This window comes from Demequina sediminis, from assembly GCF_030296675.1.
Classification (GTDB): Bacteria; Actinomycetota; Actinomycetes; order Actinomycetales; family Demequinaceae; genus Demequina; species Demequina sediminis.
The window spans coordinates 376,965-396,307 of the sequence record NZ_AP027736.1 but is presented as its reverse complement, the minus strand read 5'-3'; the positions used below and the strand labels follow the sequence as shown (position 1 = coordinate 396,307).

The following is a 19,343-nucleotide window of genomic DNA, read 5'->3' as shown; positions in this document are numbered from 1 at the left end:
ACCTCATGTCCCCCACCCTCGCCGGCATCCGCGTCGCGGTCGTCACGGTCTCGGATCGCTCGTTTGCGGGCGCGCGTGACGACCTCACGGGGCCGGCGCTGTGCGGCGGCCTGGCGGCGGTCGACGCTCATCTCAGCCCGCGCATCGTCCCCGACGACGCCTCCGCGATCGCCCAGGTGATCGAGGACGCCATCGCGGACGGTGCGCGCGCCGTGGTCACCACCGGCGGGACCGGAATCGGGCCGCGCGACGTCACCCCCGAAGCGACCGCGCCGCTCATCGCGGTGCCGCTGCCGGGCATCCCCGAGCTGCTGCGCCAGCGCGACGCTGGCCGCACGCCCCTCGTGGCGCTCTCCCGCGGGCTGGCCGGACTCACCGCGCACGAGCCGCCCGCGCTGATCATCAACCTGCCGGGATCGATGTCCGCGGTCGAGTCCGCGCTCGAGGTGCTGCCCGCGCTGATCGCCCACGCGATCGCGCAGGTCGACGGCGGTGACCACTGATGCCCGCGATCGCCGCCGTGTCGGACGCCCCGCTGTCCCTGGACGCCCACGTGGCGGCCGTCGCCCGTCCCTCTCACGGCGCCGTCGCGACGTTCATCGGCCTCGTGCGGGACCACGACCCGAGTGTCGAGGGCGAGGTCGTGGGGCTGGACTACTCGGCGCACCCGGACGCCGGAGCCCTGGTCGCGCGCATCGTCGCGGAGGTCGAGGCCGCGCATGGCGCGGTCATCGCGCTCACGCACCGGACGGGGCTGCTGGGGGTGGGCGACGTGGCGATTGTGGCCGCGGCGGCCTCCGCGCATCGGGCCGAGGCCTTCGCGGCGTGCCGCGAGGCCGTCGAGAGGGTGAAGGCGGAGCTGCCCGTGTGGAAGCGCGAGATCCTGGCCGACGGCTCGCACACGTGGGTGGGGGTGGTCTGATGGAGCTCATCGACCGCTACGGCCGCGTCCACCGGGACCTGCGGATCTCGCTCACGGATCGCTGCTCGCTGCGCTGCACCTATTGCATGCCCGCGGACGGGGTGCCGTGGCTCAAGTCCGCGACGCTGCTCTCCACCGAGGAACTCGTCCGCCTCACGCGTGTCGCGGTCGGGCTTGGGGTGCGGGAGGTGCGCCTCACGGGCGGGGAGCCGCTACTGCGTCCCGACGTGGTGGACGTGGTCCGCGAGCTGGCCGCGATCTCGACATCCGACGGGCCTCTCGACCTGTCGCTCACCACCAACGCGCTGCGGCTGCCGGCCCTGGCCGCGCCGCTGCGGGACGCGGGACTCGACCGCGTCAACATCTCTCTCGACACGCTGCAGCGCGCGCGGTTTATCGAGCTGACGCGCCGCGACCGGCTCGCGGACACGCTCGCGGGCATCGAGGCCGCGCGGGCCGTGGGCTTCGCACCCATCAAGCTCAACGCGCTCATCATGCGCGGCGTCAACGACGACGAGATCGCGGACCTCGTGTCCTTCGCGGTCGAGCGCGGCCTGCAGATGCGCTTCATCGAGCACATGCCCCTCGACGGCGGCCACACGTGGCGGCGCGAAGAGATGGTGACGGCCTCGGAGATCCTGGGTGCGGTCGCGACGCGCTTCGACCTGACACCGCTGGGTGCTCCCGGTAGCGCGCCGGCCGAGGAGTTCGCGATCGCGGGCACCACCGCCACGGTGGGCGTGATCGCCTCCGTGACCCGCACGTTCTGCGAGCGCTGCGACAGGGTGCGGCTGACCGCCGATGGCCAGTTCCGCAACTGCCTCTTCGCGCACGAGGAGTCCGACCTGCGCACGCTGATGCGCGAGGGCGCGGACGATGCCCGGCTTGCGGCCGCGATGCAGGCGTGCGTCGCGCGCAAGCGGCCCGGTCACGGGATCGACGACCCGAGCTTCGTGCAGCCCGACCGCCCGATGAGCGCCATCGGGGGTAGGTGGGGCTGGTTGCTGGGGTTGGGCTCTGAGTGGGTTCAGAGCTCGGCAATGGTCGCGCGGATGTCCTTGAACATCAGCACGAGCCGCATCGGATCGCCGGGCAACTCCTGGAAGCCGCTGAGCTGGCGGAGGTAGAACTCCTTGGCTGCCTGGTCCTTCGCGTCGACCACGAGGGCGCGGCCGCCGATCTCTTCGGCTGCGGCGAGCGAGCGCATGATGGCGTCGAGCAGCAGACCACCGCCGAGACCCTTGCCCGTGTGCCGCGCATCGACGGCCAGCCGTGCGAGCACCACCACGGGAACCGGGTGTCGTCCGCCGCCAGCCCGCATGCGCGCAGTTGCGTCCTCCGCAAGCACGTGCCCTGGAGCGATCGCGGAGTACCCGACCACGCGATCGCTGCCGTGCTCCGTCACCACGGCGACGCGGGTGTGGCCGCCCCCATGAGAACTCCGAGCGTGGACACGAAGCCACGTGCTGAGTTCCTCGCTCTCGCACCGGAACTCGCTGACGTCGTGCCTCACCCCGAGGTGGACCGGTGTGGTGTAGCTGGTCACGGGCCGCCGCTGCCCTCAGCGGTCGGAGAACGGCGAGGCTCGGCGCATCAGATTGGCCAGACCCGGCACCACCTGGGCGGGCGCATCGAGCTGTTCGAGAAAGCGGTCGTACTCGACGTCGGTGAGGGTGAAGGCGGCCTGTTCGGCGAGAATCTCGTCGGCAGCGCGCCGCGCATGCTGAAGTACGAACGAGGAGAGGTCGAGGCCAGACTGCTCCGCCGCGCGACGCAGGCGCTCCTTCTCCGTGGTGGAGATCCGCACCTGCAGATGGGCGTCGCGGGCGATCGCGCTCATGATTGCCTCCAGAAGACGAACGGACTCCAGGCTACGCGCGCCGTCATGACAACGTCAATACGTAGGGCGTGCCCTGTGCCATGAAGACTTGGGGCCAGCCGGGCTTCCCAAGGGCGTGCCCTTGTGCACCGCTCGGCGAGGGACGGATGCGGGCTTCACAAGCGCTCGCGAGTCCGCTGCGCCACACGGAAACGACCATAGATGTCCCATGGGAGGCAACGGAGCGCGAAAAGCGACGGTGGGTGTCCCATAGGGCGCGCGGCGTGTGGCGGAGCCGCGGAAAAGCGCGGCACCAGAGCACGTGCGCGCGGATCAGCCCCCCGCGAAGGGCGGGAGCACGTCGACCAGATCGCCCGAGTTCAGCGGTGCCGAGTCCTCGAGCCGCTCCCCCGCCCTGAGCACCGCGCACTGCGCGATCACGCGGGGCGCGGACTCGCCGCGCGCGCCCAACGCGGCGCGGAGGTCTCCGACCGAGGCGGCGGCGATGTCCAGCTCGGGAGCGCCCACGGCCTCGGCGGCCGCGGCGAACGCACGCACGCGGATCATTCGGCGACCCAGTCGCGAGCGAGGGCCGATGCGCGGTCGCACTCCGGGGTGAGGTCGTCGCCCGCGGCGCCGCGCCGGCCCGCCGCGTAGCCCACCAGGAACGTCGCGAGCGGGGCCGCCGGTCGCACCACCGAGTGCGCGGCGTCGCGTGCCACGTCGAGCAGGGCCTGCACGTCGACATCCGCGATGTCCAGGTCGAGCTCGGTCGCGAGCGCGGCCACCCACTTCTCCAGCGTGTTCTCGGTCATCCCAGCGTCTCCTTCCAGAAGCGCGCATCATCCCAGGTATCCAGGTCACGTGAGAGGCCGGCGGTGTCCGGCACCGCGATCATCGCGAGCCCGCCCACCAGCCTACGCAACGACGCCCCGATGAGGTCTCCTCCGCATGCGCGGCCAGCACCCGGGTGCGGTAGACCGCGACCAGCGGCTGCTCGCGGCCCTCGCCATCCACGAGCCACGCACCGTCAAAGGACGTCGCACCAACAGGGGACGCCCCGCCGTCGCCCTCGCGCGCGGCGAGCAGCGCCTGAACCGCCTGCTCCGCGCGCGGGGTGTCCACGCCGAGCACCACGGTCCAGGGCGCGGGCCCGGCCGGAGCACCAGCACCCGCACCAGCACCCCCGCCACGAGCCGCCGCGGCAAGCGCCGCGACCCCCGCCGCAACAGCGGCCGCCGGTCCCGAGCGCGGCGGGTCCTCGACGGTCCAGCCCACGCCCTCGCGCCGCGGCCCACCCACGAGCATCACGGCGCGCGCACCGGCCACGGCCGCGAGCGTGCGGTCAACCAGCGCGACGCCACCCACCACGAGCTCGGGCTTGGACGCCCCGCCCAGGCGGCTGCCCGCGCCGCCCGCGATCACCACGGCGTCCCACGCCAGCGAGGAGTCCTCAGGCACGTCGCCAGGAACCCGACTTCCCGCCGTCCTTCGCGATCAGCTTCACGTCACGGATGGACGTCATCTTGTCGAGGCCCTTGACCATGTCGACCACGTTGAGCGCCGCGATGGAGACCGCGGTGAGCGCCTCCATCTCGACGCCCGTGCGATCGGCGGTGGACACGGTGGCAACGATCGCCACGCCGTCGTCGACCACCTCGACTTCGACCGTGGCGCCGTGGACCCCGATCACGTGCGCGAGCGGCAGCAGCTCGGGGTGCGCTTCGCTCCCGCGATGCCGGCGATCCGCGCGAGGGCCAGCACGTCGCCCTTGGGGACCGCCCCGTCGCGCAGCGCCGCGACCACGTGCGGCGCGCACTCGACAAAGCCCTGCGCGACCGCGCGGCGCACGGTCGGGTTCTTCTGGGTGACGTCGACCATGCGGACCCTGCCGTCGCCGTCCAAGTGGGTGAAGTCGCTCATGCGGTGAACCTCCTGAAGGCGAGGGTATCGCCCGGTGCGACGGCCTCCGTGCTCGCGGGCACACGGGCGATGCCATCCGCCACCGCGAGCCGTGCCACCAGGTGAGATCCCGAGCCGCCCGAAGTCGCGGGCCGCAGCGCCCCGTCCTCGATCACCACGGGCATGAGCTGCTCGCGGCCGGGCGGGCATGCCCACCCCACCGCGGCGGGCAGGGGCTCCCACGCGGGCTCGGGCACGCCCCGCAGCGCGCGCACCGCGGGGCCCACGAACAGCTCGACGCACACCGCGACGGCCACGGGATTGCCCGGCAGGGACACGACGGGCACGCCGCCGACCACACCAAGCCCCTGCGGCTTGCCGGGCTGCATCGCGACGTTCAGGAACTCGACGCCCGCACCCGCGAGGCCCTCCTTGACGGGGTCGTGGTCGCCCACGCTCGCTCCCCCGGTGGTCACCACGAGGTCCGCGCCCGCCGCGACCGCGGACTCCACCGCGCGGCGCACCGCATCGGCGCTGTCCCCCGCGATTCCCAGGTCGATCAGGACCGCGCCCAGCGCGCGCAGGCTCGCCGCCAGGGTCGTCGCGTTGGACTCGTGGATCTGCCCCGGTCCGAGCGGATCGCCGGGCGCCACGAGCTCGTCCCCCGTCACCAGGAAGGCCACCCGCGGAGCCGGCCACGCCTCGACGCGCGCGACCCCCGCGGAGGCAGCCGCCGCGAGGTGTCGCGGCCGCAACTCGACGCCAGCGCGCACCACGACGTCGCCCGACCGCGCATCCTCGCCCGCGCGACGCACATGCGCGCCATCGCGCACCGCCGCGGCGAGCACCACGTCACCACCCGAACGCGTCACGTGCTCCTGCGCCACCACCGAGTCGGCGCCGGCGGGCAGCGGCGCGCCCGTCATGATCCTCACCGCGGTCCCCGGCCCGACCGCGCCCGAGAACGGGTGCCCCGCCGCGGACTCCCCCACCACCGCGAGCGTCACCGGGGCGTCGGGCGACGCGCCCACGCAGTCCGCGGACCGCACCGCGTAGCCGTCCATCGCCGAGTTGTCGAACGGCGGGATGGCTCCCGCCGCGGTGACATCCGCGGCCAGGACCAGTCCCAGCGCCTCGCGCAGGGGGACGATGCCCGGCACCGGCGGGCGCAGCAGGCTCAGGAGGCGGGCGGCGTGGTCGTCGGCACTACGCATGGGCGCCTCCCGCGACCGGCAGCGCGCGCCACACGCCCTCGCGCGCGTCGAGCACCTGCAGCGTGCCGCGCAGTCCGCGGCCGGTGCCCGACAGCAGCACTACGGCCTGGGCCGCCATCGCGGTGCCCACCTGGCCACACAGCGGCCCAAGCACGCCGCCGCCGTCGCACACGGCAAGATCCTGCGGCGGCTCATGCGGGAAGACGTCGCGCAGCGTGCGACCCTCGTCGAACACCGTCACCTGACCGAACCAGCCCTGCACCGCGCCCCACACGAGCGGGACGCCCAGGGCGACCGCGGCATCGTTCACCGTGAGCCGGGACGGCCACGTGTCGGTGCAGTCCAGGATCAGGTCGTGACCCTCGAGCACCGCGGGAGCATCCGCGCCCAGGCGTGCGTCCAGGGCCGTCACCTCGGTGCCGGGGGCGAGGCGCGCGAGCGCCTCCGCGGCCGCCTCGACCTTGGGCCGGCCCACGTCCTCGGGGCCAAAGAGCACCTGACGATGCAGGTTGGTGACGGACACGCGGTCCGAGTCGATCAGCGTGAGGCGTCCCACGCCCGCGGCCGCCAGATACAGCGCGGCCGGGCAGCCGAGGCCGCCCGCCCCGACCACCGCCACCCGCGCGCGCGCGAGCGCGTCCTGGCCCGCCGCACCGAAGCCCTCGAGGGCGCGGTGGCGGACGAATGCGTCAGCTTCCACCCGCGTCACGGTACCGGTCGAGCACGATCTCCACGAGCCGCGGGTGCGGGGCGAGGGGGCCGGTCACGTAGTCCGCGCCCGACTCCCCCAACCTCTTCTGGAAGAAGCCGGGCGCGAGCAGGAAGGATGCCACCGCGACCACGCCGTCCTCGCCATACTTGCGGGCCTCCGTCACGGCATCGGCCACCGTGGGATGAATGCCCGCCGCGTAGCCGATGCGCACGGGACCGTCCCAGCGCGCGCGCAGCATCTCGGCGGCGGCGGCGGTGTCCGCCTGGCTGCGCGGATCGGAGGATCCGGCCGCGGCCAACACGAGCGTCGCGGTGTGCGGCACCCCGGCCTCATGGACCCGCTCCATCACGATGTCGATGAGCCGCGGGTCCGGGCCCAGGGCGGTCGCGGACACGATGTCGGTGCGGTCCTCGATGGCCTCGGCGATGTCGTGATAGACGTGATAGCCGCCCGCGAGCAGCAGCGGCACCACGACAGCCGTGGTCCCGTCGGTTTCCTCGAGCTCCGCGACCACGTCCGACACGTAAGGCCCGTGGACGTCGACGTACGCCTCGCGGACGTCGTGTGCGGGCAGCGCGGCCCGGACGTCCTCGACCAGCCGCCGAATGGTCGCCTGGCCGTCCGCGTCGCGCGTGCCGTGCGCGCAGCCGATGAGGATGCTCATGCCGCGCTCACCGCGAGAGCGTAGCCTCGCTTGACCACCGTGCGGACGAGGGTGGGTGCACCCGAGTTCTCGCGCAGCCGGTTGATCGCGGCCTCGACGGCATGCGGGCCAGCCTGCGCTCCCGGCAGGATCGCGGCGAGCTGCTCGCGCGTGAGCACGTTGCCCTTGGCCCTCGCGAGCGCACGCAGGATCTCGAGCCCGGTGGGCGTGAGCGGCAGCACCCTGCCGTCGAGCACCGCCGTGGTGGCCCTCATGACCAGGGGTCCGTCGGGGGTGGGCGTGCCCACCGCGGTCTCGGTGAAGTCCTGCACGAGCATGCGCACGAGCGCCCCCAGGCGCCAGCGATCCGGATACTGCACCACGAGTCCCGCCTCCTCGAGTGGCGCGGCGGTCACGGGACCCACCGCTGCGATGACCAGCTCGCCGGTTGCGGCGCGGGCCGCGATCGCGTCGAGCACACCCTGCTGGCGCGCGGTCGTGATCCACGAGTCGGCGCCGGGGGCCGAGGTGAAGAGCACGGCGTCCGCCCCGCCCGTCGCCGCCTGGTCGATCCACTCGAGGTGGACCTCGGGCTGCAGCGGCGGCCCCCAGCCGTACACGAGCAGGCTCTGCACGTCGGCGCCGGCCTCCGTGAACGCCTCGTCCAGTCCATCGGAGCCATTGCCGTGGTGCTGCACGGCCACGCGCAGGCCCTCCACGCCCTCGGCGAGCAGATAGTCGCGCAGTTCAGCGGCGGTCTCGGATTCCGCGACCCAGTCGGCCTCGAGGCCCGCGGCCTGGATCGCGCCGCGCGCCTTGGGCCCGCGCGCCACCAGGCGCGCCCCGCGCAGGGCGTCGATGAGCGGCTCGGCCAGGCCCGCGGCATCGGCCGCCTCGATCCAGCCCCGGAAGCCGATGCCCGTGGTCGCGACCACCACGTCGGGCGGCGCCGCGATCAGCGCGCGCGTGTCCGCCACCAGCCGCGCATCGTCGAGATGAGGAATCGTGCTCAGCGCGGGCGCGTGCTTGACGATCGCCCCGCGGCGCTCCAGTGCCGAGGCCAGCTCCCTCTTCCGCCGATCCGCCGTGATCACCATCACGCATCCCGCCAGCGGCTCTCCCCCAACTGACATCGAGACCTCCTCGTCACTCCCGCCGGGCCGGAGTAGCCGCCGCTTGCGAGGCCAACAACTCCGGTCGTGCGACGTCTCCGATGACAATAACCGCGGGAGGTTTCACCCCTGTTTCTCCCGAGAGACGAACAATGTCCGATAGCGTCCCGCGCGTGATGCGCTCGTCCGCCGTGGTGCCGCGCTCGATGATCGCGACGGGGGTGGCGGCGTCCGCTCCTCCCGCGAGGCCCGCCGCGACGATGTCGGGCAGCGCGGCCACGCCCATGAGCACCACCACGGTCGCGCCGGCGGCCATCGCGGCGACCGCGGCGGCGTCGGCCCCCGCGTGACCCGAGGTGACGAGCACCGAGGTCGAGATGCCGCGCTGGGTCACGGGAATCCCGGCGAGCGCCGGCACGGACAGCGCCGACGTCACTCCTGGCACGACCTCGACGGGCACGCCCGCGACGATGCACGCGTGCGCCTCCTCACCGCCGCGGCCGAACACGAACGGGTCGCCGCCCTTGAGACGCACGACCGTGCGGCCCGCGAGCGCGTGCTCGACGAGGATGCGGTTGATCTGGTCCTGCGGCACCGGGTGGGTGTCGGGCGATTTGCCCACGTTGATGACCTCGACGTCGTAGGGCACCGTCACCAGCAGCTCGGTCGCGCCCAGGCGGTCCGTGACCACCACGTCCGCCTCCGCGAGCGCCTGACGCCCGCGCACGGTGATGAGACCCGGATCGCCCGGACCGGAGCCCACGAGGATCACGCGGCCCTGGCCCGCGCGGCGGCGGCGCAGGTCCACCTCGCCCGCATCGATGTGCGCGGCGACGGCGTCGCGCACCGCGCGGATGCGAGCGGGGTCGGGCTTGTCCGTCGAGACGACGCCCACCACGAGGTCGCCGTGGCGCGAGGCGGCAGCCTGACGCGCGGTGCCCTTGGCGGCATCGGACGCATCGATGCAGAACACGCGCCGCTCGGCCGCCCAGGCCGCGACGTCGTCGTTCACCTCGGGCCGGTCCGTCGCGGCGAGCACGAACCAGGCATCGTCGAGGTCCGAGGGGACGATGCCCCGCTCACGCCATTCGAGATCGCCGTGTTGGGCGTGGCGACGGACGTCGTCGCTCGCCTCGGGAGCGACCACCATGATGTCGGCGCCCTCAGCGAGAAAGCGTCGCACGCGCCGCGAGGCGACGTGGCCCGCACCCGCGACGACCACGCGCCTGCCACCGAGGTCGAGTCCGAAGAGAGCCGTCACGCTCGGCCAGCCAGGTCGATGATCACCTGGCCATTGTCGAGGGTGACGGGGTACACCTCCAAGTCGGCACTCATCCCGGACGTCGGCTGCTTGTCCATCGTCACGAGGCAGGTTCCGTCCACGAGCGAGAACACCTGCTTGTAGATGGGAGACGCGACGGTGGGCACGCCCGCCCTGTCTCCCGTGATCCCGCGCGAGATCACGTGCGCGCCGGAGAACGGGTCGAGGTTCTGGACCGCGTGCACGCTGCCGTCCGCGAGACGGAACAGCGCGACCTGGACGCCGTCGACGAGCGCCGCGACACCCAACTCGGGGCACAGCGCGTCGTAGTCACAGACCACGACGCGCGAAGGCGATGGGACGGCGGGTGCGGTGATGGTCATGAGTGAACCTCCAGGCGTGCGGGGGCGATGAGGACGGCACCGGACTCGCGCTCGGCGGGGGTGGCAGGGCGACGCTGGCCGCGCTGCTCGACGTAGGCGAGCGACGGGTCGGCCTGGTCGGGGGCGTTGACGAAGCTCGTGAACTGGCGCAGCCGCTCGGGATCGTCGAGCACGGCCTTCCACTCGTCCTCGTACGTGTCGAGGTGGTGGGCCATGTGGGCGTCGAGCTCGGCACAGATGCCGAGCGAGTCCTCGACCACCACCCTGCGGATCTCGTCGAGTCCGCCCTCGTACTCGGCCTGCCACGCGGCCGTGCGCTGCAGGCGGTCCGCGGTGCGGATGTAGAGCATGAGGTAACGGTCGATCACCCGGAAGGCCTCCTCGTCCGAGGCATCCGCGACCAGGAGGTCAGCGTGGGCGGGCGTGAAGCCGCCGTTGCCGCCCACGTAGACGTTCCAGCCGCGCTCGGTCGCGATGAGCCCCACGTCCTTGCCGCGGGCCTCGGCGCATTCGCGTGCGCAGCCGGAGACGCCCAGCTTGATCTTGTGGGGGCTGCGCAGTCCGCGGTAGCGCAGCTCGAGCGCGATCGACATCGACGCGGAGTCCTGCACGCCGTAGCGGCACCAGGTGGAGCCCACGCAGGACTTCACGGTCCGCAGCGACTTTCCGTACGCGTGGCCCGACTCCATTCCGGCGTCCACGAGTCGCTTCCAGATCTGCGGCAGTTGCTCGAGGCGAGCGCCGAACAGGTCGATCCGCTGGCCACCCGTGATCTTCGTGTAGAGCCCGAAGTCCTCGGCCACCTGCGCGATCACCATGAGCTTGGCCGGCGTGATCTCTCCGCCGGGGATGCGCGGGACCACCGAGTACGTGCCGTCCTTCTGCATGTTCGCCATCACGCGGTCGTTGGTGTCCTGCAGCGCGGCGCGGTCGCCGCCCAGCACGTGCTCGTTGTGCAAGGAGGCGAGGATCGAGCCCACGGTGGGCTTGCAGATGTCGCAGCCGCGTCCCGTGCCGAACCTCTCGAGCACGTCCGAGAACGTCCGCAGGTCGGCCACCTGGATCGCGCTGAACAGCTGAGCCCTCGACATCGCGAAGTGCTCGCACAGCGCGTTCGAGACCTCGAGGCCCGCCTTTTCGAGCTCGGCACCCATGATCTTCTTCACGAGCGGCAAGCAGGACCCGCACGCGGTGCCCGCCTTGGTGCAGGACTTCACCGCGCCCAGGTCGTGGCAGCCGTCGTGGTTGACCGCGTCGCGGATCGCGCCCGCGGTGACGTTGTTGCACGAGCACACGGTTGCGGCATCGGGCAGCTCGAGGTCGGGCCGCTCGACCGCACCCTCGGGCAGGATCCATGCGGACGGGTCTCCCGGCAGCGTCGCCCCGATCATCGGGCGCAGCGTCGCGTAGGCCGAGGCATCCCCCACGAACATCCCACCCAGGAGGGTCGACGCATCGTCCGTCATCACGAGCTTCTTGTAGGCACCCGAGAACGGGTCGGAGTAGACCACCTCGAGGGCCCCCGGCGTGGTCGCGAACGCGTCGCCGAAGGACGCGACGTCCACCCCGAGCAGCTTGAGCTTGGTCGCGGTGTCCGCGCCCATGTAGACCGCGTCGCCACCCAGCAGCCGGTCGACCGCGACGTCGGCCATGGTGTTGCCCGGCGCGATAAGGCCCACCGAGAGGTGTCCGTCCGCCGCGGCGGCCGCGCACTCGCCGATCGCACTGATTGCCGGGTCCGCGGTCAGCGACGTGTCGTCGACCACGATTCCGCCACGCTCGCCGATCACGAGTCCGGCGTCGCGGCCCAGGTTGTCGCGCGGGCGGATGCCGGTGGCGAACACGACGACGTCGACTAGCTGCTCGCCGCCGTCGGCGAACACGAGCGTGCCGGCGTTGCCGTCGCGGTCGGCGCGCACCTCGGAGGTCGCGACGCCCGTGCGGACGGTGACGCCCAGCTTCTCGATGAGGCGCTTGAGCGCCTCACCGCCCGACTCGTCGACCTGGAGCGCCATGAGGCGCGGCGCGAACTCGACGACGGTGCTGGTCGCGCCCAGGCTCTGCAGCGCGCCCGCGGCCTCGAGACCCAGCAGGCCGCCGCCGATCACCGCGCCGCGCACCGGACGGTTGAAGAAGCGCTGGCGGGTCTCCACCCACTCGCGCAGCCGCGCGACGTCGTCGACCGTGCGATACATGAACACGCCCGGCAGGTCCACGCCAGGCACGGGCGGCGCCCACGCGTACGATCCCGTCGCGAGCACCAGGTGGTCGTACCCCGCCTCGCCGCCGTCGGACGTCGCGACGGTGCGTGCCTCGCGGTCGATCGACTCGACCCGGACGCCGCGGTGCAGGGTGACGCGAGGGTCCTCCCACAGGCTCGGCTCGCCCAGCAGGAGGCCCTCGGCGGACGTCCCCTGGAAGTAGCTCGTGAGGGCGACGCGGTCGTACGGCGCGTAGTCCTCCTCGCCGTAGACCTCGACCTCGAATCGCCCGGCGCCGTCGCGCTCGAGCAGCGTGGTGACGAAGCGGTGGGCAACCATGCCCGCCCCGACGACGACGATTCGCTGGGTGCTCATGATGCTGCCTTTCCTGGCCCGCATCGCGGCACGCCCCAGCGTCCACGACCGAGCCGCTGCGGTGGGGACCAGTGCTGGCTCCACCCTAGAAACGGCATGCGCGATCACCCCGTGACCTTGGACCCGACGCCGCGCCTACGCGGCGGCGACGAGCACCTTCCCGTGCTCGACCGTGACCAAAAACACACGCAGGTGCGCGGCGTGTCCCTCCACGGGTTCCTTGTCCATGGTCACGAGGCAGGCGCCGTCGATGAGCGAGAACACCTGCTTGTAGAGGGGCGAGGCCACCGTCGGCACGCCGGCCCTGTCCCCCGTGATGCCGCGCGAGATCACGTGCGCGCCGGAGAACGGGTCGAGGTTCTGGACCGCGTGCACGCTGCCGTCCGCGAGACGGAACAACGCGACCTGCTCGCCGCCGACGAGAGCGGCGACCCCGAGCTCGGGCGTGAGCCTGTCGTAGTCGCACACGACGGTCGCCGTGGACGGTCCCGCGAGGGACGGTCCCGCGACGGACGATGCCGGGGTGACGGTCGCGCTCATGAACGGACCTCCAGGGTCGAGGGGGCGATGAGCACGGCGCCGGACTCGCGCTCGGCGGGGGTGGCGGGGCGACGCTGGCCGCGCTGCTCCACATAGGCGAGGGACGGGTCGGCCTGGTCGGGCGCGTTGACGAAGCTCGTGAACTGGCGCAGGCGCTCGGGGTCGTTCAGCACGGCCTTCCACTCGTCCTCATAGCTGTCGATGTGGCGCGCCATGTGGGCGTCGAGCTCCTCGCCCAGCCCGAGGGAGTCGTCGACCACGATCTTGCGGATCGCGTCCAGCCCGCCCTCGTGCTCCTGCTGCCAGGGCGCAGTGCGCTGCAGGCGGTCGGCGGTGCGGATGTAGTACATGAGGTAGCGGTCGATCACGCGGAACACGTCCTCGTCGGAGACGTCCTCGACCAGCAGCTGAGCGTGCACGGGCGTGAAGCCGCCGTTGCCGCCCACGTAGACGTTCCAGCCCTTGTCCGTGGCGATGACGCCGACGTCCTTGCCGCGGGCCTCCGCGCACTCGCGTGCGCAACCGGAGACGCCCAGCTTGATCTTGTGCGGGCTGCGCAGCCCGCGATAGCGCAACTCGAGCGCGATCGCCATGCCCACCGAGTCCTGAACGCCATAGCGGCACCAGGTCGAGCCGACGCAGGACTTCACGGTGCGCAGCGACTTTCCGTACGCGTGGCCCGACTCCATGCCCGCGTCGACCAGCCGCTTCCAGATGCTCGGCAGCTGCTCGAGGCGAGCGCCGAACAGGTCGATCCGCTGGCCGCCCGTGATCTTGGTGTACAGCCCGAAGTCCTGAGCGATCTGGCCGATCAGGATGAGGTGCTCGGGAAGGATCTCGCCTCCCGGCACGCGCGGCACCACGGAGTAGGTGCCGTCCTTCTGCATGTTCGCCATCACGCGGTCGTTGGTGTCCTGCAGCGCCGCGCGGTCGTCGCCCAGCACGTGCTGGTTGTATAGCGACGCGAGGATCGACCCGACGGTGGGCTTGCAGATGTCGCAGCCGCGGCCGTTGCCAAACCGGGCGATGACGTCCGAGAAGGTGGTCACCTCCGCGACCTTGACGGCGTTGAAGAGCTGCGCGCGGGACATGGCGAAGTGCTCGCACAGCGCATTCGAGACCTCGATGCCCGACTTCTCGAGCTCGGTCGCCATGATCTTCTTGACGAGCGGCAGGCAGGACCCGCACGACGTCCCCGCCTTGGTGCACGCCTTGACCGAGCCCAGGTCGGTGCAGCCCTCGTGGTTGACGGCGTCCCTGATGGTGCCAGCTGTGACGTTGTTGCACGAGCACACCGCGGCCTCGTCCGGCAGGTCCACGCTCGGGCGCTCGACCGCTCCCTCGGGCAGCAGCCAGCCGGCGGGGTCGCCCGGAAGGTGGGCGCCCACCATCGGGCGCAGCGACGCGTACGCCGACGCATCCCCCACGAGCACGCCGCCGAGCAGCGTCTGCGCGTCGTCGGTGAGCACCAGCTTCTTGTAGACGCCGTTGACCGGATCCGCATAGACCATCTCGAGCGCGCCGGGCGTGGTCGCGAACGCGTCGCCGAAGGACGCGACGTCCACCCCGAGCAGCTTGAGCTTGGTCGCGGTGTCCGCGCCGGGGAACGTGCTCGCGCCGCCCAGCAGGCGGTCCACGGTGATCTCGGCCATGGTGTTGCCAGGAGCGATGAGGCCGATGCACGAGCCCTGGATGCACGCGACCTCGCCGATCGCGCTGACGGCGGGATCGGCGGTGAGGCACGTGTCGTCGACCACGATGCCGCCGCGCGGGCCCAGCTCGAGTCCCGCCGCGGCGCCGAGCTCGTCGCGCGGTCGCACTCCGGTGGCGAACACCACGACGTCGACCAGTTGCTCGCCGCCGTCGGCGAACACGATCGAACCCACGCGACCGTCCTTGCCCGGACGCAGCTCGGAGGTCGCGGTGCTGCACCTCACCGTCACGCCCAGCTGCTCGATGAGGCGCTTGAGCGCCTCGCCGCCGCCCTCGTCGACTTGGAGGTTCATCAGGCGGTCGGCGAATTGGATCACGGTGCTCGTGGCGCCCAGTCCTTGCAGCGCGCCGGCGGCCTCGAGACCCAGGAGGCCGCCGCCGATGACGGCGCCACGCACCGGGCGGCCCAGAGCCGCGCGCCGCTCCTCGACCCAGCCGCGCAGCGCCGCGACGTCGTCGATCGTGCGGTAGAGGAACACGCCGGGCAGGTCCGCTCCCGGCGTGGGGGGCATCCACGCGTACGAGCCGGTGGCGAGCACCAGGTGGTCGTACGCGACCTCCCTGCCGCCCTCGACCGTCACGACGCGTCGCTCGCGGTCGACCGCGGTGGCGCGCGAGTCGCGGTGGAGCGCGACCAGCGGGTCGTGCCACAGCGCGGGATCACCCAGCTGCAGGTCCTCGGGAGACTTGCCCGTGAAGTAGCTGGTGAGCGCGACGCGGTCATACGGCGCGCGCGGCTCCTCGGCGATCACCTCGACCGCGAAGCGGCCGTCCGTGTCGCGCGCACGCAGCGCCTCGGTGAAGCGGTGCGCGACCATGCCGCCGCCCACGACGACGATCCGTTCGGTGGTCATGATGCCTCCCCTGCCCCCACCAGCGCGGGGATGTGGTGATCCGCGGCACGCGCCGCGATGAGTTCTCGGACGAGCGGCTTGCAGTCGCCGCAGCCCGTGGATGCGCGCGTGGCGCGCGAGACGTCCTCGAGGGACGCGCAGCCGTCATCGACGGCCGCGCGGATGCGCGCCTTCGACACCCCGTTGCACTGGCAGACGGTGTCCTCGTCCGTCAGCTCCGCCGCCGACCGGCGTGCGGGTGCGGCGCCGGGAATCGGACGGACGATGAGGTGGGCGGGGTCGCTCGGGACGGGCAGACGGCGCGTGTAGAGCGCCTGCAGGTCGGACGCGGTGGCCTTGTCCCCCACGACGGTCGCGCCGACCAGGATCCCGCCGCTCACGACGACCTCGACGAACCTGCCGACCGCAGGGTCCGAGATGCGCACGGCCCTGAGGTCGCGACCGCCGTGATCGAACTTGCCGCTCAGGCCCATCGTGACCACCTCGAGACCGGGGGCCTTGACGCGCACGACGTTGGTGAGGTCGTGCGCGGCATCGCCCGAGGAGTCCTCCTGCGCGCCAGCGGCGTCGCCCGCCCACAGGTCGACGAGCCGCCGCGCCTGGTCCCAGCCCTGGGCCACGAGACCCGTGCCGCCCTCGGGAGGCTGTGCGCAGTCGCCCACCGCGAACACGTCCGGATCCGCGGGCGAGGCGAGGCCGTCGCCCACGAGGATGCCGCGTTCGCACGGCAGCCCCGCGCGCCGCGCGAGCGCCGTCTCGGGGATGGTGCCCGCGCACATCACGAGCATGTCGGTGAGCACCTGTGCGCCGTTGTCGAGCTCGACACCGCTGACGTGGCCCCTGCGCTCGAGCACGCGCGAGACCGAGGTGGTGGTCACCACGGTGATGCCGAGGCGGCCGAGCGAGTCCGCCGCAATCTGCGACGCGACCGAGCCGAGCTGGCGCTCCATGAGCCGGTCGGCGTGGTGGACGAGCGTCACGGCGAGGCCGCGCGCCGCGAGACCCGTCGCCACCTCGATGCCCAGCACGCCTGCCCCGAGGACCACGGCGCGCCGCGCGCGCGGCAGGGCCGCCACGATCCCCTGCGCATCGTCCAGATCCTTGAGCACGAATACCCCCGGCACCAGCCCGTCGGGCCCGGCCACGTGCTGAATCTGCGGGATGCGGGCGGCGGAGCCGGTCGCGAAGACCAGGCGGTCGTACGCGAGCAGCGATCCGTCCGAGGCGCTCACCGTGCGCGCCTCGCGGTCGATCGACACCGCCGTGACGCCGCGGCGGACGTCGGCGCCGGGCGTGTCGGCGTCGAGAGCGATCGAGCGGGCGTCGGTCTTGCCCGCGACCACGCTCGACAGCAGCACGCGGTTATACGGGGCGTGCGGCTCGCGCCCCAGCACCGTCACGCGCGCTCCCGGCACGCGCGCGGCGACGTCCTGCGCGAGCCGCGAGCCCACCATGCCGTGGCCCAGAATCACCACCCTCATCGCAACGCTCCTTCGCTCTCGATGGCTGCCGCGGCAACCCGCGCCGCGCTGATCTGGACGGCCGTCACCTTGAACTCCGGCATCGAGGACGTCGGATCCGTCGCGTTGTTCGTGAGCCGGTTCGCGCTGCCCTCGCCCGCCCAGTGGAAGGGCATGAACACCGTGTCCGCGCGGATGTCCGTCGTGAGCCTTACCGGCGCCAACGCTTGTCCGCGAGTGCTCGTGAGGATCGCGACGTCACCGCCCGCGAGGTCCAGCCGGTCGGCGAGCAGCGGGTGCATCTCGACGAAGGCCTCGGGCTGCGCCTGCGCGAGCTCCTCGACGCGGCGCGTCTGCGCGCCCGACTGGTAGTGCTGCAGCACGCGGCCCGTGACCAGGTAGATCGGTGCGTCGGCGCGGACGTCATCCGCGGGACCGCGGTGGTTGACGGCGTGCATGACGGCGCGGCCGTCGGGCGTGGGAAAGCTCTCGAGGAACGGCCGCGGCGTACCGGGGTGGCCCATGCCGGGGTGGGCGGGGTCCGACGCGTGAGCCGCGGGGCACGGCCAGAACAGCTCCTCGCCGGCGTCGAGTCGCGCGTAGGTGACGCCGCTGTAGTCGGCCTTACCGCCCGCCGAGGCGCGCGCGAGCTCGTCGAACATCACCTCGGGGTCCTCGCTGAACAGCGCGCCGCAGTCGAGGCGCCGCGCGAGTTCGCGCAGGATCCACAGCTCCGAGCGGGCCTCGCCCGGAGCGGCGGTCGCGGCGCGCCTGCGGATAATGCGACCCTCGAGGTTGGTCATGGTGCCGTCCTCCTCGGCCCACTGCGTGACGGGGAGGATCACGTCCGCGAGCAGCGCCGTCTCGGAGGGCACCAGGTCGCACACGACCAGCAGGTCGAGCGCGCGCAGGCGCTCCTCGACGAGCGTCGCGTGCGGCGCGCTCACCACGACGTTGCTGCCGTGGACGAGCAGCGCGCGCGGGCCGCCCGGCGTGCCGAGCGACTCGAGCAGCTGCATCGCGGGCACTCCGGGACCGGGGATGACCGCGGGGTCCACTCCCCACACCGCGGCGACGTGGGCGCGCGCAGCCGGGTCGGAGATCGACCGATACCCAGGGAGCTGGTCCGCCTTCTGGCCGTGCTCGCGGCCGCCCTGGCCGTTGCCCTGTCCCGTGACCGGGCCGTAGCCCGAGCCGTGACGGCCCACGAGGCCCAGCGCGAGCGCGAGGTTGATCGCGGCGCTCACGCAGTCCGTGCCCTGCGCCATCTGCTCGACGCCGCGCCCGGTGAGGATGTACGCGCCGCGACCTCCGCGCGCGGGAGAGGCCGCGGCGAGCAGCCGCGCGACCTCGCGCAGGGTCTCCGCCGGCACCCCCGTGACGGACTCAGCGCGCTCGGGCCACCACTGCGCCACCGAGCGGCGCACCGCGTCGACGCCGTTCACGCGTCGCGCGAGGTAGTCCTCGTCGGCGAGCGACTCGGCGAACACCACGTGCAGGATCGCGAGCAGCACCACCATGTCCGATCCGGGGACGGGAGCCAGGTGCAGGCCGGCGCCGTCGGCCGCGAGCTTCGCGGTCACGGTCTCGCGCGGGTCCACCACGACCAGCCCGCCCCGCTCCCGCACGCCCGCCAGGTGCTGGACGAACGGGGGCATCGTCACCCCCATGTTCGAACCCAGCACCAGCACGGCATCGGCGCCACCCAGGTCGGCGAGCGGGAAGGCGAGGCCGCGATCCATGCCCAGCGCGCGGTTGGACGCCGCGGCCGCGGAGGACATGCAGAACCGGCCGTTGTAGTCGATGAGGCGCGTGCGCAGCGCGAGCCGGGCGAACTTGCCCAGCGCGTAGGCCTTCTCGTTGGTAAGTCCCCCGCCGCCGAACACGGCCACCGCATCGTGCCCCGACTCGGACTGGAGGGACCGGATGCGGCCCGCCACGAGGTCGAGTGCCTCGTCCCACGAGGCCTCGCGGAAGCCGCCGTCGGCGGTGCGCAGGAGCGGCGTCGTGACGCGGTCGGCGGCGCGCAGCACCTCGGGAGAGGTCCAGCCCTTCTGGCACATGCCGCCCCTGTTGGTGGGGAAGTCGCGGCCCGTCACGGTCACGGGCAGGCGCCCGCCGGGCGTGGCCGTGAGCGTCTGCGCGCACTGGAGCGCGCAGTACGGGCAGTGCGTGGCGACGGTGGCGCCGGGGACTCCCGGCGCCACCTCGCCCTGCGTGAGGGGCGTCACG

General features: G+C 72.7%; 19 protein-coding genes and 1 pseudogene. 3 read left to right on the top strand and 17 right to left on the bottom strand.

The window, feature by feature from the left end:
* Window positions 1–5 precede the first annotated feature (5 nt).
* From QUE44_RS02070 to moaA, 3 genes are read left to right on the top strand one after another with little or no spacing between them, the layout of a single operon-like run.
* Window positions 6–503, top strand: a complete 498-nt coding sequence (locus tag QUE44_RS02070) for a MogA/MoaB family molybdenum cofactor biosynthesis protein (RefSeq protein WP_286215614.1) — start codon at window positions 6–8, stop codon at window positions 501–503.
* Window positions 503–922, top strand: coding sequence for a molybdenum cofactor biosynthesis protein MoaE (locus QUE44_RS02065; protein WP_286215613.1), 420 nt, complete (start codon window positions 503–505; stop codon window positions 920–922). Before QUE44_RS02070 ends, QUE44_RS02065 begins: the two co-directional genes overlap by 1 nt.
* A complete protein-coding gene (gene moaA, locus QUE44_RS02060; RefSeq protein WP_286215612.1) occupies window positions 922–2,049 on the top strand; it encodes a GTP 3',8-cyclase MoaA in 1,128 nt (375 codons plus the stop codon). Before QUE44_RS02065 ends, moaA begins: the two co-directional genes overlap by 1 nt.
* On the opposite strand, the gene QUE44_RS02055 is transcribed toward moaA, so the two are convergent.
* The 17 genes and pseudogenes from QUE44_RS02055 to QUE44_RS01975 form a co-directional block, all read right to left on the bottom strand.
* A complete protein-coding gene (locus QUE44_RS02055; RefSeq protein WP_286215611.1) occupies window positions 1,950–2,330 on the bottom strand; it encodes a GNAT family N-acetyltransferase in 381 nt (126 codons plus the stop codon). The two genes, moaA and QUE44_RS02055, sit on opposite strands and share 100 nt — an antisense overlap.
* Window positions 2,331–2,483: 153 nt before the next feature.
* A complete protein-coding gene (locus tag QUE44_RS02050; protein ID WP_286215610.1) occupies window positions 2,484–2,762 on the bottom strand; it encodes a type II toxin-antitoxin system TacA family antitoxin in 279 nt (92 codons plus the stop codon).
* A 312-nt stretch (window positions 2,763–3,074) separates the two neighbouring features.
* The gene (locus QUE44_RS02045; RefSeq protein WP_286215609.1) at window positions 3,075–3,308 is read right to left on the bottom strand and encodes a MoaD/ThiS family protein; all 234 of its coding nucleotides are present in this window, start codon (window positions 3,306–3,308) and stop codon (window positions 3,075–3,077) included.
* On the bottom strand, window positions 3,305–3,556 hold the full coding sequence (locus QUE44_RS02040) for a DUF6457 domain-containing protein (RefSeq protein WP_286215608.1): 252 nt from the start codon (window positions 3,554–3,556) through the stop codon (window positions 3,305–3,307). Before QUE44_RS02040 ends, QUE44_RS02045 begins: the two co-directional genes overlap by 4 nt.
* A 79-nt stretch (window positions 3,557–3,635) precedes the next feature.
* The gene (gene mobA, locus QUE44_RS02035; RefSeq protein ID WP_286215607.1) at window positions 3,636–4,202 is read right to left on the bottom strand and encodes a molybdenum cofactor guanylyltransferase; all 567 of its coding nucleotides are present in this window, start codon (window positions 4,200–4,202) and stop codon (window positions 3,636–3,638) included.
* A pseudogene (moaC, locus tag QUE44_RS02030) lies at window positions 4,195–4,664 on the bottom strand (cyclic pyranopterin monophosphate synthase MoaC). Before moaC ends, mobA begins: the two are co-directional and overlap by 8 nt.
* Window positions 4,661–5,857, bottom strand: coding sequence for a molybdopterin molybdotransferase MoeA (locus tag QUE44_RS02025; protein ID WP_286215606.1), 1,197 nt, complete (start codon window positions 5,855–5,857; stop codon window positions 4,661–4,663). Before QUE44_RS02025 ends, moaC begins: the two are co-directional and overlap by 4 nt.
* Window positions 5,850–6,557 carry a HesA/MoeB/ThiF family protein gene (locus QUE44_RS02020; protein WP_286215605.1) on the bottom strand — a complete coding sequence of 236 codons (708 nt, stop codon included), beginning with the start codon at window positions 6,555–6,557 and terminating at the stop codon, window positions 5,850–5,852. Before QUE44_RS02020 ends, QUE44_RS02025 begins: the two co-directional genes overlap by 8 nt.
* Window positions 6,547–7,233 (bottom strand): sirohydrochlorin chelatase, encoded by a 687-nt coding sequence (locus QUE44_RS02015; protein ID WP_286215604.1) that lies wholly within the window; start codon window positions 7,231–7,233, stop codon window positions 6,547–6,549. Before QUE44_RS02015 ends, QUE44_RS02020 begins: the two co-directional genes overlap by 11 nt.
* Complete coding sequence (locus QUE44_RS02010; RefSeq protein WP_286215603.1) at window positions 7,230–8,345, bottom strand: uroporphyrinogen-III synthase; 1,116 nt, start codon at window positions 8,343–8,345, stop codon at window positions 7,230–7,232. Before QUE44_RS02010 ends, QUE44_RS02015 begins: the two co-directional genes overlap by 4 nt.
* 13 nt (window positions 8,346–8,358) lie before the next feature.
* A complete protein-coding gene (gene cobA, locus QUE44_RS02005) occupies window positions 8,359–9,585 on the bottom strand; it encodes a uroporphyrinogen-III C-methyltransferase (protein ID WP_286215602.1) in 1,227 nt (408 codons plus the stop codon).
* A complete protein-coding gene (nirD, locus tag QUE44_RS02000) occupies window positions 9,582–9,968 on the bottom strand; it encodes a nitrite reductase small subunit NirD (RefSeq protein ID WP_286215601.1) in 387 nt (128 codons plus the stop codon). The genes cobA and nirD (QUE44_RS02000) overlap by 4 nt, the downstream gene beginning before the upstream one ends.
* Window positions 9,965–12,544, bottom strand: coding sequence for a nitrite reductase large subunit NirB (nirB, locus tag QUE44_RS01995; protein ID WP_286215600.1), 2,580 nt, complete (start codon window positions 12,542–12,544; stop codon window positions 9,965–9,967). The genes nirD (QUE44_RS02000) and nirB (QUE44_RS01995) overlap by 4 nt, the downstream gene beginning before the upstream one ends.
* A 135-nt stretch (window positions 12,545–12,679) precedes the next feature.
* Window positions 12,680–13,084, bottom strand: coding sequence for a nitrite reductase small subunit NirD (gene nirD / locus QUE44_RS01990; RefSeq protein ID WP_286215599.1), 405 nt, complete (start codon window positions 13,082–13,084; stop codon window positions 12,680–12,682).
* Window positions 13,081–15,651: a nitrite reductase large subunit NirB gene (gene nirB, locus QUE44_RS01985; protein ID WP_286215598.1), complete on the bottom strand. Its 2,571-nt coding sequence runs from the start codon at window positions 15,649–15,651 to the stop codon at window positions 13,081–13,083. The genes nirD (QUE44_RS01990) and nirB (QUE44_RS01985) overlap by 4 nt, the downstream gene beginning before the upstream one ends.
* On the bottom strand, window positions 15,648–17,132 hold the full coding sequence (locus QUE44_RS01980) for an FAD-dependent oxidoreductase (protein WP_286215596.1): 1,485 nt from the start codon (window positions 17,130–17,132) through the stop codon (window positions 15,648–15,650). Before QUE44_RS01980 ends, nirB (QUE44_RS01985) begins: the two co-directional genes overlap by 4 nt.
* Entirely contained in the window at window positions 17,129–19,342 is a 2,214-nt protein-coding gene (locus QUE44_RS01975) for a molybdopterin oxidoreductase family protein (protein WP_286215595.1), read from the bottom strand. The genes QUE44_RS01980 and QUE44_RS01975 overlap by 4 nt, the downstream gene beginning before the upstream one ends.
* Window position 19,343: the final 1 nt, after the last annotated feature.

What these genes read in the sequence shown, in the direction of transcription:
- QUE44_RS02070 (WP_286215614.1), top strand. Translation starts at nt 6, where the DNA reads ATGTCCCCCACCCTCGCCGGCATCCGCGTCGCGGTCGTCACGGTCTCG.
- QUE44_RS02065 (WP_286215613.1), top strand. Translation starts at nt 503, where the DNA reads ATGCCCGCGATCGCCGCCGTGTCGGACGCCCCGCTGTCCCTGGACGCC.
- moaA (WP_286215612.1), top strand. Translation starts at nt 922, where the DNA reads ATGGAGCTCATCGACCGCTACGGCCGCGTCCACCGGGACCTGCGGATC.
- QUE44_RS02050 (WP_286215610.1), bottom strand. Translation starts at nt 2,762, where the DNA reads ATGAGCGCGATCGCCCGCGACGCCCATCTGCAGGTGCGGATCTCCACC.
- QUE44_RS02045 (WP_286215609.1), bottom strand. Translation starts at nt 3,308, where the DNA reads ATGATCCGCGTGCGTGCGTTCGCCGCGGCCGCCGAGGCCGTGGGCGCT.
- QUE44_RS02040 (WP_286215608.1), bottom strand. Translation starts at nt 3,556, where the DNA reads ATGACCGAGAACACGCTGGAGAAGTGGGTGGCCGCGCTCGCGACCGAG.
- QUE44_RS02025 (WP_286215606.1), bottom strand. Translation starts at nt 5,857, where the DNA reads ATGCGTAGTGCCGACGACCACGCCGCCCGCCTCCTGAGCCTGCTGCGC.
- QUE44_RS02015 (WP_286215604.1), bottom strand. Translation starts at nt 7,233, where the DNA reads ATGAGCATCCTCATCGGCTGCGCGCACGGCACGCGCGACGCGGACGGC.
- QUE44_RS02010 (WP_286215603.1), bottom strand. Translation starts at nt 8,345, where the DNA reads ATGTCAGTTGGGGGAGAGCCGCTGGCGGGATGCGTGATGGTGATCACG.
- nirD (WP_286215601.1), bottom strand. Translation starts at nt 9,968, where the DNA reads ATGACCATCACCGCACCCGCCGTCCCATCGCCTTCGCGCGTCGTGGTC.
- nirB (WP_286215600.1), bottom strand. Translation starts at nt 12,544, where the DNA reads ATGAGCACCCAGCGAATCGTCGTCGTCGGGGCGGGCATGGTTGCCCAC.
- nirD (WP_286215599.1), bottom strand. Translation starts at nt 13,084, where the DNA reads ATGAGCGCGACCGTCACCCCGGCATCGTCCGTCGCGGGACCGTCCCTC.
- nirB (WP_286215598.1), bottom strand. Translation starts at nt 15,651, where the DNA reads ATGACCACCGAACGGATCGTCGTCGTGGGCGGCGGCATGGTCGCGCAC.
- QUE44_RS01980 (WP_286215596.1), bottom strand. Translation starts at nt 17,132, where the DNA reads ATGAGGGTGGTGATTCTGGGCCACGGCATGGTGGGCTCGCGGCTCGCG.